At 63.9% G+C, this 14,596-nt stretch carries 15 protein-coding genes; 8 read left to right on the forward strand and 7 right to left on the reverse strand.

All coding sequences use genetic code 11. The features are described from left to right. The first annotated feature begins 86 nt into the window (after window positions 1-86). Window positions 87-809, forward strand: coding sequence for an MlaD family protein (locus ACVI1L_RS07335; protein ID WP_456782589.1), 723 nt, complete (start codon window positions 87-89; stop codon window positions 807-809). Between the two features lie 145 nt (window positions 810-954). After that, on the forward strand, window positions 955-2,172 hold the full coding sequence (locus ACVI1L_RS07340) for an alpha-hydroxy acid oxidase (RefSeq protein WP_456782590.1): 1,218 nt from the start codon (window positions 955-957) through the stop codon (window positions 2,170-2,172). 205 nt (window positions 2,173-2,377) lie between these two features. On the opposite strand, the gene ACVI1L_RS07345 is transcribed toward ACVI1L_RS07340, so the two are convergent. Next, window positions 2,378-2,782 (reverse strand): hypothetical protein, encoded by a 405-nt coding sequence (locus ACVI1L_RS07345; RefSeq protein WP_057015609.1) that lies wholly within the window; start codon window positions 2,780-2,782, stop codon window positions 2,378-2,380. 75 nt (window positions 2,783-2,857) lie between these two features. Between ACVI1L_RS07345 and ACVI1L_RS07350 the strand changes: the two genes are divergently transcribed. Continuing rightward, the gene (locus tag ACVI1L_RS07350; protein WP_253625434.1) at window positions 2,858-3,472 is read left to right on the forward strand and encodes a TetR/AcrR family transcriptional regulator; all 615 of its coding nucleotides are present in this window, start codon (window positions 2,858-2,860) and stop codon (window positions 3,470-3,472) included. A 122-nt stretch (window positions 3,473-3,594) separates the two neighbouring features. Here ACVI1L_RS07350 and ACVI1L_RS07355 read toward each other — a convergent pair whose 3' ends face one another. Beyond that, entirely contained in the window at window positions 3,595-3,996 is a 402-nt protein-coding gene (locus tag ACVI1L_RS07355) for a DUF1330 domain-containing protein (protein WP_456782591.1), read from the reverse strand. 129 nt (window positions 3,997-4,125) lie between these two features. Between ACVI1L_RS07355 and ACVI1L_RS07360 the strand changes: the two genes are divergently transcribed. From ACVI1L_RS07360 to ACVI1L_RS07370, 3 genes are all read left to right on the forward strand, one after another. Next, window positions 4,126-4,971, forward strand: coding sequence for a metal-dependent phosphohydrolase (locus ACVI1L_RS07360; RefSeq protein WP_253638667.1), 846 nt, complete (start codon window positions 4,126-4,128; stop codon window positions 4,969-4,971). A 225-nt stretch (window positions 4,972-5,196) separates the two neighbouring features. Beyond that, complete coding sequence (locus tag ACVI1L_RS07365) at window positions 5,197-6,165, forward strand: DMT family transporter (protein WP_253638666.1); 969 nt, start codon at window positions 5,197-5,199, stop codon at window positions 6,163-6,165. 176 nt (window positions 6,166-6,341) lie between these two features. Next, a complete protein-coding gene (locus ACVI1L_RS07370) occupies window positions 6,342-6,575 on the forward strand; it encodes a hypothetical protein (protein WP_253589082.1) in 234 nt (77 codons plus the stop codon). Between the two features lie 10 nt (window positions 6,576-6,585). On the opposite strand, the gene ACVI1L_RS07375 is transcribed toward ACVI1L_RS07370, so the two are convergent. The 4 genes from ACVI1L_RS07375 to ACVI1L_RS07390 form a co-directional block, all read right to left on the reverse strand. After that, on the reverse strand, window positions 6,586-7,113 hold the full coding sequence (locus ACVI1L_RS07375; protein WP_253589081.1) for a hypothetical protein: 528 nt from the start codon (window positions 7,111-7,113) through the stop codon (window positions 6,586-6,588). A gap of 1,983 nt (window positions 7,114-9,096) precedes the next feature. Next, window positions 9,097-9,297 (reverse strand): hypothetical protein, encoded by a 201-nt coding sequence (locus tag ACVI1L_RS07380; RefSeq protein ID WP_456782592.1) that lies wholly within the window; start codon window positions 9,295-9,297, stop codon window positions 9,097-9,099. 3 nt (window positions 9,298-9,300) lie between these two features. Continuing rightward, entirely contained in the window at window positions 9,301-10,137 is an 837-nt protein-coding gene (locus ACVI1L_RS07385) for an IS5 family transposase (protein WP_076824982.1), read from the reverse strand. A gap of 71 nt (window positions 10,138-10,208) precedes the next feature. Next, window positions 10,209-10,988, reverse strand: a complete 780-nt coding sequence (locus tag ACVI1L_RS07390) for a LysR family transcriptional regulator (protein ID WP_456782593.1) — start codon at window positions 10,986-10,988, stop codon at window positions 10,209-10,211. Window positions 10,989-11,123: 135 nt separating this feature from the next. On the opposite strand from ACVI1L_RS07390, the gene ACVI1L_RS07395 reads away from it, so the two are divergent. Together ACVI1L_RS07395 and ACVI1L_RS07400 are read left to right on the forward strand one after the other, a co-directional pair. Beyond that, window positions 11,124-11,507 carry a nuclear transport factor 2 family protein gene (locus ACVI1L_RS07395; protein WP_456782594.1) on the forward strand — a complete coding sequence of 128 codons (384 nt, stop codon included), beginning with the start codon at window positions 11,124-11,126 and terminating at the stop codon, window positions 11,505-11,507. Window positions 11,508-11,770: 263 nt separating this feature from the next. Beyond that, entirely contained in the window at window positions 11,771-12,742 is a 972-nt protein-coding gene (locus tag ACVI1L_RS07400) for a Bug family tripartite tricarboxylate transporter substrate binding protein (protein WP_229160502.1), read from the forward strand. A 111-nt stretch (window positions 12,743-12,853) separates the two neighbouring features. Here ACVI1L_RS07400 and ACVI1L_RS07405 read toward each other — a convergent pair whose 3' ends face one another. Then, window positions 12,854-14,539, reverse strand: a complete 1,686-nt coding sequence (locus ACVI1L_RS07405) for a methyl-accepting chemotaxis protein (protein WP_456782595.1) — start codon at window positions 14,537-14,539, stop codon at window positions 12,854-12,856. Window positions 14,540-14,596 lie beyond the last annotated feature (57 nt).

A 14,596-nucleotide genomic window follows, 5' to 3' on the forward strand; every position in this document is an offset into this window, starting at 1 on the left:
GGCGCGCGCCAGCAATCTCTTGATCGGCACCCTGACGCTGGCCCTGATCGCCGGCTCGCTCGGCGGCTGGCTCGGCTATCAGCGCTATGCCGGCATCAAGCGGATGGTGCCGTTCCGCGTCATCTTCGAGGGCTCGGCTCTCCGGCCTGCGCCGCGGCGGCAGCGTCAACTTCGCCGGCGTGCGGATCGGCGAGGTGGTCTCGATCAGGCTCGACCGGCACCGCGTGGTGGCGATGACGCGGATCGAAGGCAACGCCCCGATCAAGAAGGATACCCAGGCCGGCCTCGAATTCCAGGGCCTGACCGGGATCGCCTCGATCTCCTTCACCGGCGGCACCGACGATGCGCCGCCGCCGACGCTCGGCGCCGACGGCATTCCCGAACTGACGGCCGACGCCGAAGGCACGATGGGGATCCAGGAGAAGCTGCGGGTCGCGCTGCGCAATGTCGACCGCGTCATCAGCGAGAACGAGGCCGACATCAAGGACTCGCTGCTCGGGCTCGAGAACTTCACCAACTCGCTGTCCGGCAATGGCGAGCTGATCGCCGGCTTCATCGACGCCGCCGACGACGGCATCAGCGCGGTCGACGCCAAGATGAACTCGGCCGACAAGTTCCTGAAAAGCTTCGGCAGCGACAAATATGGCGGCGAGCTGCTGCCGACCGTGATCTCGCTGCGCGAGTTGATCCAGAGCTTCGACAAGAAATCCGGCGCCATGATCGCCGAGACCCGCAAGACGCTCAGCGACGTCAGCCAGTCCGTCAACAAGTTCAACGAGAAATTTGTCGGGCCCGCCGGCAGGCGCTAGATCATGATGCGTTTCCATGGAATCGCATCATGATCTCATCTCTTTGTTTGAGCATGATCTTTTCGGAAAACCGGTATCCACTTTTCCGGATCATGCTCTAGTCTGGCCTTCCGACCAAGAACCAAGAACAACGGAAACGCTCAACGTGCACGACCGGACCGCAGCCCCCTCTCCGCCTGCCGTAACCGTCAACCGCGCTGCACCCGCCGTACCCCGGCATCTGCGGCGCTATCTCACGCTCGACGATTTCGAGCCGCAGGCGCGCCGGCTGCTGCCGAAATTCCTCTACGGCTACATCTCGGGCGGCGCCGAGACCGATATGGCCCGCACCGACAATCGCCGGGCGTTCGAGGAATACGGCTTCGTGCCGCGGGTGCTGCAGGACGTCTCCGGCCGCGACCAGACCACGACGCTGTTCGGCAAGAGCTACGCCTCGCCGTTCGGCATTCCGCCGATGGGCTCGTCCGCGCTGTGCGCCTATCGCGGCGACATCGTGCTGACGCGCGCCGCGGCCGCCGCCAACGTTCCGATGATCCTGTCGGCCTCCTCGCTGATCACGCTGGAGGACGTTCGCGCCGCCAATCCTTCGGCCTGGTACCAGGCCTATCTCGCCGGCCTTCCCGAGCGGATCGAGCCGCTGGTCGACCGTGTCGCCGCCGCCGGCTACGACACCTTCGTCGTCACCGCCGACGTGCCGGTGCCGCCCAACCGCGAGAACAATATCCGCAACGGCTTCCAGGTGCCGCTCGAGATCACGCCGCGGGTGTTCTGGGACACCATCACCCATCCCGACTGGCTGCTCAACACCTGGGCGCGCACCGTGTTCAACCACGGCATGCCGCATTTCGAGAACATGGACGCCAAGCAGGGCCCGCCGGTGCTGTCCAAGAATTTGATGCGCAACATCGGCAGCCGCGACCAGCTAGCCTGGAAGCATGTCGAGCTGATCCGCAAGCGCTGGCGCGGCAAGCTCGTGGTCAAAGGACTGATCTCGCCGGAAGACGCCCGGCTGGCGCGCGAGCATGGCTGCGACGGCGTCATGGTCTCCAACCATGGCGGCCGCCAGCTCGACTACACCGTCTCCGGCTTGCGCACGCTGCCGGAGATCGCGGCGCAGAAGGGCAACATGACCGTGATGGTCGACGGCGGCATCCGCCGCGGCACCGACGTGATCAAGGCGCTGGCGCTCGGTGCGGATTTCGTCTGGGTCGGGCGGCCGTTCCTCTATGCCGCCGTGGTCGCCGGCGAGGCCGGCGTGGCGCGCGCGATCTCGCTGCTGCATGCCGAGATCGACCGCGATCTCGCGCTGCTCGGCATCCGCAGCCTGAAGGAGATCACTCCGGACCTGGTGCGGAAGTTCTAGAGCGTTTTCGAGCGAAGTGGATACCGGTTCGCGTGAAGAAAACGCGTCACAACAAGAGTCCAAAGCATGATCCGGAAAAGTGCGAAGCGGTTTTCCGAAAAGATCATGCTCATACAAGGAGCTAAAGCGCGATGATGATTCAACCCAATCTCATCGCGCTTTAGAGCCCCGTTGCGATTCTATCGGAACGGGAAAGGCTCCAGGCTCACGCATAGCGCGCCGCGCCCATGCACAGCGCGGTGATCGCGAGCAGGGCGGCGGCGATGCGCTGGGCGACCGCCAGGCGCGAGCGCGCGGCTGAGGTATCGCCCGCGCTGCTGCGCAGCTGCCGGACCGCGCCGCCGCCGACGATGACCTGCACGGCGATCGCGGCCAGCGCCGCGATCGCGCCGCCCGCCAGAATCTGCTCCGACAGCCCGAACGAGCCTTCGTGGACCAGGCGCCAGAGCGTGCCGCCGGTCACGATCGCGACCGTCGCGGCGCCGATTTGCGGAAACAGCAGCTTTTCGCCGCCGAGGCCGCCGGTGCGCGCCAGGGTGAAGCTCGAGCCGGCCCAAAACACCGATGACAGGACGTGAAGGGACAGCGCTATGATCAGGGCGGTCTGCATGATGTCGCTCCGGATGGGCATTGGAAATTAGATATACATAATGTATAGTCAATCTGACGAAAGCAAGGCAAACCGATGCCGCCGCGCAGCTATGTGAGCCCGGCGCGCAGCGCTGCCGCCGCCGAGACCCGCGAGCGCGTGATCGAGGCCGCCTCGCGCACATTGCGCGACGAGAGCATCGCGCGCTTCTCGCTCGATACGGTGGCCAAGGCGGCCGGCGTGACCCGGCTGACGGTCTACAACCAGTTCGGCTCGCGGCGCGGGCTGCTCGAGGCGGTGTTCGACGAGATCGCGCGCCATGGCGGGCTGCACCAGCTCGCCGACGCCATGACGATGGCCGATCCGCGCGCCGCGCTCGACCGGATGGTCGAGATCTTCTGCGGATTCTGGAGCCGGGATTCCGCGGTCGGCCGGCTGCACGACGCGATGGCGACCGATCCCGAATTCGCCGAAGCCGTGCGCGAGCGCAACGAGCGCCGCCGCCGCGGCGTCACCGGATTGATCGACCGCATCGCGGGCAAGGGCGCGTCACAGCAAGCTCGCAGCGACGCCGTCGACCTGATCTTCGCGCTGACGAGCTATCCGACCTTCGCATCGCTGAGCGCGGGGCGGTCGAGCGATGATGTCTGCCGTGTCGTGCAGAGCGCCTGCCACGCGGCGCTGCAGCCGCTCGCAAACCCATCATCCTGAGGGTCACTGTCAACCGTCATTGCGAGGAGCGTTAGCGACGAAGCAATCCATCGCTCCACTACGCGGTGAAATGGATTGCTTCGCTACGCTCGCAATGACGGGATGGGAGCCGGGTTCGTCGGCTACCCCACCTTGAACTTGCTGTAGGCCTCGCGCGTCGCGATGATGACGTGCTCCTCGCAGCCGTTGCGGCGATGCGGGTCGCAGCGGTCTTCGTAGTCGGCCGAGGTCATCATGTCGATGAAGGCGGCGACGCTCGGGTAGTAGACCAGCGCGAGATAATCCCAGCTCTGGCCGGCCGGCTCGCCGAGGGCGACAGTCTCGGCGCTGCCGGTCCACAACAGCGTGCCGCCGCGCGCCTTGATCATCGGGACGGTGAGCGCGCTGTAGCGCAAATAGGCATCCCAGCCCGAGCCGTCGCCGTCGAGCGACCGCGCGCGAAACCGCATCAGATTGACCATCACGACCGGCGCCTCGCGGTCCAGCTCGTTCAGGCCTTTGACGTTCAAGAGATCGACACCCATCACCCGCTCCCGCCCAAAGCCCGTCACTCCCGCCACATCGGTCCGGCCGCAACGATTATGTCACATCGCGGGACTAGCCTGAAATACCGCCGAGCCGTAAGCTCAGGTCAGCTCTCGGAGGTCAAGGCCGTGATGACCCTTCCAGAACTAGCGGCCGACGCGCTCGGCAAGTTCCTCGGCGAGTACATGCAGCGCCGGTTCGGCTCTTCGCAGACCCAGCTGGTGGAAATGGTGCCCTCGATCGCCCGGATCGCGCTCGAATGCATCGGCAACAGCGACGCGCTCTATCACAATGTCGAGCACACCATGCTGGTGACGCTGGCCGGCCACGACATCCTGCGCGGCCGCGCGCTGCACTCGCATATGAGCGCCGAAGACTATGCCCATGTCATCATCGCCTGCCTCACCCATGACATCGGCTATGTGCGCGGGCTGTTCGAGGCCGACGGCCAGGACGGCTATCTGGTCGAGGCCGACGGCCGCAAGATCATCCTGCCGCGCGGCTCGTCGGATGCGGCGCTGATGTCCTACCACGTCGACCGCTCCAAGATCTTCGTGATGGAGCGGCTCAAGGGCGTCACCCTGCTCGACAAGGAGCGCATCGTGCGTGCCATCGAAGGCACCCGCTTTCCGCTGAGCGCGCCTGATGACGATGAGGATTTCGGCGAAGAGGCCACCCTGCTGCGCGCGGCCGACCTGATCGGCCAGCTCGGCGATCCCCACTACATCCGCAAGGCCAACGCGCTGTACATCGAATTCGAGGAGGCCGGACTGAACCGCCAGCTCGGCTACGATTCGCCGGCCGATCTCGTCGACCGCTATCCGCGGTTCTACTGGGACAGCGTCGCACCGCATGTGCAGAAGGCGATCCGCTACCTCAACATCACCTCGAGCGGACGGCAATGGATCGCCAATCTCTACAGCAACGTGTTTCGCGCCGAGCGCGACATCTCGCTGTCGGGGCCGCAGAGATAGGCAAGGATGCAGCGCAATCTCTCCGCTCGTCGTCCCGGCTTTCGCCGGGACGACATCGAGTATGTTGCGGCATCGAGAGGCATTCATTCACGGTCTCTCAGGATGACGGATTCTGTTATTCCGCGGCAGTGTGGCTTCCGCGTCAGATTGAGCCCCCGCGCATGGCTCCAATCCGCTCTTTCGTCTTGTCGCGGCGCCGGATTCGGGCACAACATCCGCCCGATAATGACCACCTTGCCCGCACCTGCCACAACCCCACGCCGCTCGCCGCTCAGCTGGCTCAATAACCAGCCCTATCTGCTGCTCAGCCTGACATCGCTGTTCTGGGCCGCCAACATCGTGCTGGCGCGGCATGTCGGCAGCCATGTGCCGCCGGTCACGCTGACCACGATCCGCTGGTTCGGCGTCTTCCTGATCCTGTTGCCGTTCGCCTGGCCGCATCTGAAGCTGGACTGGCCGAAGCTGCGCGGCGCCCTGCCGCTGATGCTGCTGCTGTCCGCGGTCGGCTTCGCCTTCAACAACGCGATCTCCTACTGGGCGATGCAGTATACCGAGGCGCTCAACGCGCTCTTGATCCAGTCGGCGGGGCCGCTGTTCGTGGCGCTGTGGTCACTGATCCTGTTCGGCGTGCGGCTGACGCCGGCGCAGCTGGCCGGCATCGCGATCTCGCTGGCCGGTGTGCTGACCATCATCCTGCGCGGCGACTTCTCCGCGCTCGCCAGCATCAGCTTCAACCGCGGCGACATCATGTTCGGCGCCTCGCTGGTATCGTTCGGGCTCTATTCGGCGCTGATCCCGCGGCGACCGAAGATCCATCAGCTTTCGCTGATCTCGTTCACCACCTGCTGCGGTGCGCTGATGCTGCTGCCGGTGGCGGCCTGGGAGTTCGCCAACGGCGTGACGCTGAAGTTCGACTTGCTGACCGGCGCAACGCTCGCCTATGTGCTGATCTTCCCGTCCACGCTCGCCTATCTGTTCTTCAACCGCGGCGTCGCGCTGATCGGCCCGAACCGCGCCGCGCCGTTCTTCCATCTGGTGCCGGTGTTCGGCTCGGCGATGGCGATCCTGCTGCTCGGCGAGACGCTCGCGCCGTTCCATCTGATCGGCTACGCGCTGGTGCTCGCCGGCGTCATCATCGCCTCGCGCCAAGGGTCCGCCAAGACATCGGCGAAGCGCGAGGCCGTGAACCCATAAATCTGCCGGGCGGACAGCTTGCCAAAGTCTGCTATAGCACCGATAGCGACCAAATTCTGCAGCGCAGCTAAATGACGCGATGGGCCAATAGGCAACTTCGGCACATTTTGACGTACCGCCCAAAGGAACGACATCTCCGTGGACGCGTTTGAAGATGGGCGTCGTGGAGCTAAAACATGGATCGACAAGCCGAAGTCGAACACCTTGCGCAGTCCGACAGGCATATCGCGACCGCCGAGCAACACATCACGAAGCAACGACTTTTACTTGATAATTTGCGGGCGGAACGTCACGACACCAAAGTTGCGGAGGAGATGCTCACGGGCTTTGAGCACAATCTAAAGACGCTGCGTGAGCATCGAGCGATAATTGTCAAAACGATTGAGCAGATCGACGAGGGGCTGGCTTGATCACCGGACGTTACGGTTCGGCCGAATCGGCTCCCTGTTTTCCCCATGCGGGAGCTGGCCAACTAACAAGGTTGCCTTGAAGCCCTTCCTCGGTCTCCTCGATGGCCCTAACGATAAGCTCGCGGTGTTCTTGCATTACCTGTAGATTGGCCTCGAACACCCGCAACGTTTCCTCCGCGAGCTTCGTGTCTTGGCCGCTGCATCGTAGGTTCTCGATCAAGGCCACTTGCTCCCTGATCACGCATTCAGCCTTCGCTACGTGTTTATTGGCAATAGATAGCTGTTGCCGCTCAAAAGAGCGCCGCTCCTGCGCCTTCCTTTTTCTATCGACAGCCGCTTGCATCCGAAAGCCGTCAGGCTGCTGAGGTGATGGTTTTTTGATCTCGCGCTGCTTGGTTTTTGGAATGTTTGGTCGAGGATTTTCCGAAAGCACTTTGCGGCCCAGCGTAATGGCTGCGCGTCCCGACGCCAGGTGACGAGCGTCGTGCTCTCTGTCGAGAGACGAGAGACGGAAAAAGCGGAAACCTGGCAACACCATCCCGGCGCTCCCTGTCGTAGGCGGAAGCGCGACCGGCCCCAGTCGGGGGGACGCGGAACCGCCGCCGACGACAAGGGCACTTTACTGGAATTAGGGCACTGAATACAGCGAAGCGGGCGGCAGTTCACTTGAGGCGCCTTCGCCGGAACGGCGCCCCCCCCCCCCGCGTTATCTGGCATGGCACAGGACCTTGAGACACTGTTCGCGCGTGCCGACGCCGCTATACAGCGTTCCAGACAGCTGGCGGAGGCTGTTTCTGCAGCGCATAAACGCCTGCTGGACCAAATATCCGCGCGACGACTATTGGGCTTCAGTCCCGCTGATCGGAAGGTGAGGTACCCGCAGGATTTTCCTGAAACGCGCCCTGCCTCTCAGCCGTTTCCAGCCCAAGCTGACGATAGCGGGACCTAGCGCTTTCGGCACGAACGATAGTAGCTCTCACCTCCCGGGCTACCCTTTGGGCCCGTATAAGGTGCTCTATCGCTTCTTCCTTGACGCGATAGCTATCCTCAATAGCGCGGTCGGCGCGCTTGAGCAGATCGTCCATCGCACGTAAAAGCCATGCGGAATGGATTGTTCCTATCGGCCCGGGGCGTTCCTAAAGTCCGTTGCGGGTCATCCGCGACCGGGTCGAGCCAGTAGCAAGTCCGGCCCAGTCCGCTATGCCGCCGAAAGCGGAAGTCAATTCAGAGCATTAGCGACACGGCACGGGGCGTTGCCAGTTGATGGCGCTGCCCGAGCTCCGAAAACCGGAGCCTCGGAGCATGCGCTGCGAACTCAGCGACTACGAGTGGACCGCCATCAAACCGATGCCGAACAAGCCGCGCGGTGTTCGGCGTGCAAATGACAGTCGCGGGCATACGGCAAGTAAGGCCGCCTCAGCTGGCGGCCTATTCTCATCCAGCGCACGATTAATTTCCTAGCAGTGGCACAAACTGCACTTTGGTCGCCAGTCATCCCGAGCTAGATTTCAACCCCACGCAGGGGTTGTATCATGACTAGTGACCTACTTTATAGGGCGAGCATTGTAGCGTTGGGGCTGAGCCCCATCGCTCTGGTTGCCATCGTTCTATTTGTTTGAGATCGAGACCGCCCCAGTTTGATGGCCTCTTTCACTTTGCGCGTAACGCGCAACTTCACCGTAATCGACGGTGGGCGCTCTTGGGAGCGCTCCAAAGAAGCAGCCCCAGCGAGGCGACTGGCTGGGGCCGATTTCCCGTGGATTCGTCCATGCGCTGTGGGCAGGTAGTCAGCAATGGACGTTGCGGTAACCGGGATCCACGTCGGCCGTTCCTATCCAAAGAAATGGCCCCGGCGAGAGGGTACACGCTGAGGCCAAGGCGGTTGGATCAATCCATGAGATGACAGGTTCATCACATAAACAGGACGCCGACAACAGGACGCCGACGCCTACGATGAGCGCTACGAACGATATCGCCGCCAACGCCATAAAGGTGTACTCGACGCCATCGTAGTGGCTGAGCCTGAACATGGCGCCCAGTCTGCGCCCGGTTCCGAGCCACCGCATTCGCATAGGCAAGTCAGCGAACTGCCTAACGGCAAAAGAAACGGCCCCAGCACCCTTGGAGGTGATGCTGAGGCCGCTCCTCATTCCATTGCTTGCCGAGCCGCCGCGTCGGTAATCGGGCTAGCCCCTCTGGGCCTGAAAAAATTGTCCTTAATGAAACCGCCTTGCCCAGTGCGGGAATGATCGAATCAAAGCGTGTGCCAGTCAATTAACTTGAGTGAATCAAAGGTAAACAAATCGTCCGGATGCTTAACGGTCGGGGTGTCCTGGTCCGCGCTGCGTCCTAGGACAGCACCATCTATCGAGAGAGCAAGAGCCCTCACCCGGATTGCACTGGACGATGCTTCGCATCGCCAGGCGCAATCCGACCTCTCCCCAACGGGATAGGTGAACCGAGAGCGCGCCAAGCCAATCCAACCAAACCCATCCCGCTCTAGCAGACGCCGAGGAGATGGCTAGCTGACCTTGCGCAAGCCGGCGGATTTGCGTGGCGAATATGGCTTTGCCGCCAGCGTGTCCGTGATGAAGTCGATAAACCGCCTCACCTTCGCCGGCACGTGGTTACGCGAGGCGTAATAGACGTAGAGCGGAAAACACTCGTCGGGCCAGTCCGGAAACAGCTCGATCAGCGCGCCGCTCCTGAGAGTCTGACTCATAAATCACCCAACCTTAGCTGCAGCCGCGAGTCTGCGGGTCAGGAGCCTGATGTGTGCAATCAGCAGCCAGGCAGCTTCGGTTGCCACCGTCGCCTCGAAGTCCTTGGCGAGGCGGCGGCATCTGCCGAACCAAGCGAATGTGCGTTCAACCACCCACCGCCTCGGCAGAAGCTGGAAGCCTTTGACGCCTTGAGGCCGCTCGACGATCTCGACAGTCCATGGACCGCAGTCTGAGAGCGCGTCGAGGAGTTGATTTCCGCGGTAGATCCGGTCGGCAAAGACGTGGCGCAGCCGGGGGAAGTTCATCCGCACGTTCTTCAGCAGCGGTACGGCGCCATGGCAGTCCTGAACGTTGGCCGGATGAACATGAACCCCAAGGAGGAGGCCATTGGTATCCGTCACGATATGCCGCTTGCGGCCGTAGATGCGCTTGCCTGCATCGTAGCCGCGCGGTCCGCCAGCTTGCGTGGTTGGCGCACTTTGACTGTCGATCACGGCTGCCGTCGGCTTCGGTGTCCGTCCAAGCTTTTTTCGCGCCCGTCGGACAAGCACGCTGACAATCCTCTGCCACCGGCCTGTATCCCGCCATCTATAAAAATAGCCCTGCACCGTCGAATAGGGCGGGAACTCCTGCGGCAACGCCCGCCACTGGCAGCCGGTCGAAACGATATAGAGGATCGCTTCGATCACACGACGCAGCTCCGTCTTACGCGGCCGGCCGCGCCGGTTCGCTCGCGGCAACAGGCGTCTGATCACCGCCCACTCCGCATCGGTCATATCGCTTGCATAACGCAGATCGTCCCGCCGATATTGCTCCCGAGTGATCTTGGTCCAGGGCATCGTGCTCTCCCTCGAATCTTTGCAAATCCGATGGAATCACACCCCACTGAGATCACTCACCCATTTTTCAGTCAGGCTCTCAGGTGATCGTCGAGGCCGAGATCGATCACCTGCGCGATGCCGAAGCCGGCCAGGCAAGCGCCGAGCTTGGTTCCTGAATCGGTTACGGTGAGCCGCCCGTTGACCGCGACCGGCACGACCTCGTTGCCGCGCCGAAACTCCCAATCGAAGGGACGCCCGGTCGCCGCATCGATTGCATGGATGCACTGATGGTCGCGGCTTGCCAGCTCCCGCGGATCAAGCGGCCGGCCGTGTCGTTCGAGATAGATCGGCGAGGCCACGGTGAGCACGCGCGCATCGAGCACGCGGCGCGCAATCAGCGCCGACGGCACCGGCTCGCCGAAACGCACCGCCAGATCAAAACCGTCGCTGACCAGATCCGCGATCCGGTCGCGGGTCTCGATACGCAGCTCCATGCCTGGATTCTGCAGCAGGAACTCGCTCAGCTTCGGCGACAGCACCATGCGGGAGAACAGCGGGTCAACATTGACCCGCAACCTGCCGCGGACCGCATCGCGCGATTTCGAGGTCTCCGCCGCCGCTTCGCCGATCCCGGCCAGATGCGCAGCAACCCGCTCGCACAGCGCGCGTCCTTCCTCGGTGAGCTCGACGGCGCGGCTCGTGCGGTGAACCAGCCTGGCATCGAGGCGCGCCTCGAGCTTGGCGATCGCCTTGCTGACCCCGGATTGCGTCATGCCGAGCCGTTCGGCGGCCCGGCCAAAACTGCGCGCATCCGCCAGCGCCGCGAGGACCACCAGGCCGCCAACCAGCCGACCGTCAACTTCGTCCATGCCGATGCCTTTCAGTCATCCAAGAGATGACCGCCCAGTCGTAGCACTCCGCCACCATATCGGCCACTGTCGGCGCAGATCACCGGTTCGATCCGGTGCGGCCACCGCCACATCAACCGCCAAGGAGATTTTGCAATGAGCGACATCCAGGCCATCGCATCCGCGATCGATGGATATTTCAACCTGATGTACGACGTCGACGATAGCCGGTTCCGCGACGTCTTCGCCGATGCCTGCATCGTGCACGGCATCCGGGACGGCAGGCACACGGTGCGCTCGGCCGCCGAATTCCGCGACTTCATCCGCAGCCGTCCCTCGCCGGCGTCGATGAAATCGCCGCGCGAGGAGGCCATCATCAGCATCGACCAGACCGCGTCCGACCTGGCCATCGCCAAGGTGCGCGTCAGGGCCGGCCAAACCGGCTTCATCGATCATCTGGTGTTTCATCGGATCGACGGCCGGTGGCTCATCACCACCAAGGCGTTTCACGTCGCGCAGGTCTTTCCGGCGGGATCGTAACGCACTCACGGCCGACTTTCGGAATATTAGAAATATGACACTGATTTGCCCGACGTGTCAAGCCTGGTCGGGCACCGGCCGCCACCGGCTCCTTTGCATGGGGTTGTTTTCGATATTTTTGGCAGCGTGCCCCTGCGACGGCCCGGGAGTGGCCATGCGGCGAAAGGCTGCTCCCGGCACGGCTTCCGCGGCCATGGCGGCCGGGTTAGCTTCGGCCGCAATGGGCCTGTTCAGGGCCTGCGCGGGGGGACGACGACATGGTCATGGGATTGAGACGATACTGCTGCCTGGCGGCCGCAGCCACCGCCGCGCTTGCGGCGATATCCGGGGCGGCACTTGCCCAGACCTATCCCACCCGCAACATCACGCTGGTGCTGCCGTTTGCCGCCGGCAGCGGCACCGACACCACGACGCGGCTGATCTCCAAGGAGCTCGGCGTTGCGCTCGGCGTCGGCATGGTGATCGACAACCGGGCCGGCGCCAACGGCTCGATCGCGGCGAACTATGTCGCCCGCTCCGCCCCCGACGGCTACACGCTGTTCGTCACCACGAACACGACGCACTCGGCCAATCCGTATCTGCTCAAGACCATGAACTACGATCCGATCAAGGATTTCACGCCGATCGCGCGCACCGGCGACCTGCCCTTCATGCTGGTGATCCATCCGGACATCCCGGCGAACTCGGTCGCCGAGCTGATCGCGCTCGCCAAGAAGGAGCCGGGCAAGTACAGCTACGCCAGTGGCTCGTCATCGGCGAGCGTCTCCGGCGCGACCTTCGCGCGCCTCGCCGGCATCGACCTGCTGCATGTGCCCTACAAGAGCTCACCGCCGGCACTGACCGACGTCATCGCCGGCCGCATCTCGATGATGTTCATCGACGTGCCGACCGGGCTGCCGCACGTCAACGCCAAGGTGCTGAAGCCGCTCGCCGTCACCACCAAGCGGAAGTCGGCACTGCTGCCGGACCTGCCGACGATGGACGACACCGTGAAGGGCTTCGATATCACCTCCTGGCAGGGCTATCTCGGCCCCGCCAACATGCCGAAGGACGTCGTGGTCAGGCTGAATGCGGAGATCCGCAAGATCGTCGAGCGGCCGGACATCAAGAGCCAACTCGCCGAGCGCGGCATGGAGGCATTCTCCGGCACGCCCGAGGAGTTCGAGGCATTCCTCAAGGAGCAGCTCGTGCTGTGGGAGAAGCTGATCGCCGACGCCGGAATCGAGAAGCAGTAGGCCCCGGTCATTGCGAGCGAAGCGACGCAATCCATCGATCCGCATGCACGGAAAGATGGATTGCTTCGTCGCTACGCTCCTCGCAATGACGTTTGGGCAGGCCTACAAACCTTACGCCGCGCGCACCTTCTGCAGGAACTCGTCGACCGCGTTGCGCAGCATGCCGGACTGGGTGTCGAGCTCGCGGGCATTCGACAGCACGTCGCCGGCCGCGGTGCCGGTGGCGGCGGCCGCTGACGTGACGCCGCCGATATGGGCGGAGATCTCGCTCGAGCCGGCCGCGACCTGCTGGATGTTGCGCGCGATCTCGCGCGTCGCATCGCCCTGCTGGTCGATCGCGGTCGAGATCGAGGCGGTGATCTCGCTCATCTGCGCGATCGTCGCTGTGATGCCGCCGATCGAGGTCACCGCCTCGCCGGTGGACGCCTGCATCGCGGCGACCTGCGCCGAGATCTCCTCGGTCGCCTTCGCGGTCTGGTTGGCCAGCGCCTTCACTTCAGAGGCGACCACCGCGAAACCGCGGCCGGATTCGCCGGCGCGCGCCGCCTCGATGGTGGCGTTGAGCGCGAGCAGGTTGGTTTGAGCCGCGATCGAGTGAATCAGCTTGACCACCTCGCCGATCTTCTCGGCGCCGGTGGAGAGCGCCTGCACGGTCGCGTTGGTGCGCTCGGCATCGGCCACCGCCTGGCTCGCGACCTCGCTGGAGCGCGCCACCTGGCGGGAGATCTCCGCAACCGAGCTGGAGAGCTCCTCGGCGGCAGCGGCGACGGTGCCGACATTGTTGGAGGCGCTGTCGGACGCAGCGCCGACGGTCGCGGCCCGCGCGCTGGCGTCGCTTGCGGTCGCGGTCATCGACTGCGCCGTGGTCTGCATGCCGGCGGCGGCGGAGGCCACCGTGCGGACGATGCCGTTCACGCTGCGCTCGAAATCGTTGGCGATATCCTCCATCGCACCACGGCGCTCGGCCTCCGCGCGTGCTTTGGTCTCGGCCTCGGCCTGTTCCAGGCCGCGGATGCGAACCGCGTTGTCCTTGAAGACCTGAACCGTGGCCGCCATTCCGCCGACCTCGTCACCGCGGCCGACGCCGGGGATGTCACCGTCGAGCTTGCCGTCGGCGATGTCGCGCATGCGGGCGCCGAGCAGGTTGAGCGGACGGGAGATGCTGCGGCCGATCAGCCAGGCGACCGAGCCGGAAACGATGCCGATGCCGAGGATCGCGAGGCCGAGCAGCCAGGCAATCGGCCGCATCTTGGCATCGATATCGTCGAGATAGGCGCCGGTGCCGAGATACATATCGAAGCCGGGGACCGCGACGGCGTAGCCGAGCTTGCGGATCGGCGTCTCCTGGCCGGGCTTCACATAATCATAGAACAGCAGGATCTCGCCCTTGGCCTTCACGCCGTCCATCAGTTCCTGCGAGAGCTTGCGACCATTGGTCACGATGTCCATGCGATTGGTTCCGACCTGCTTCGGATCGGGCGCCAGCACCGTGATGCCGCTGTAGTCGGTGCCGAACAGATAGCCGGCGCCGTTGTCGTAGGTCAGGGTGTTGGCGCGCTTGCCGAACTCGGCCAGTGCCGCTTCCTTGGTCAGCTTGCCGGCGTCGACATCCTTCTTCAGGCCCGCCGCCATGTTCTTCGCCATCTCGACGATGGCCTTGGCCTGGTCGATGCGCGCATTCATCATCTCCCGCTGCATCAGGTGACCGGCGAGGATGCCGGCCGTGCACAGGCCAAGGAGGGTCACCCCCACCAGAATGCCGAGCTTGGGGGTGATCTTCAGATTTGACAGCTTCACGGGGGTCTCCAGAAGAGGCGGGGAACGCGACGCGATTGGCGGATTGATTCCGCGCAC

It is taken from the genome of Bradyrhizobium sp. USDA 4516 (genome assembly GCF_054055915.1).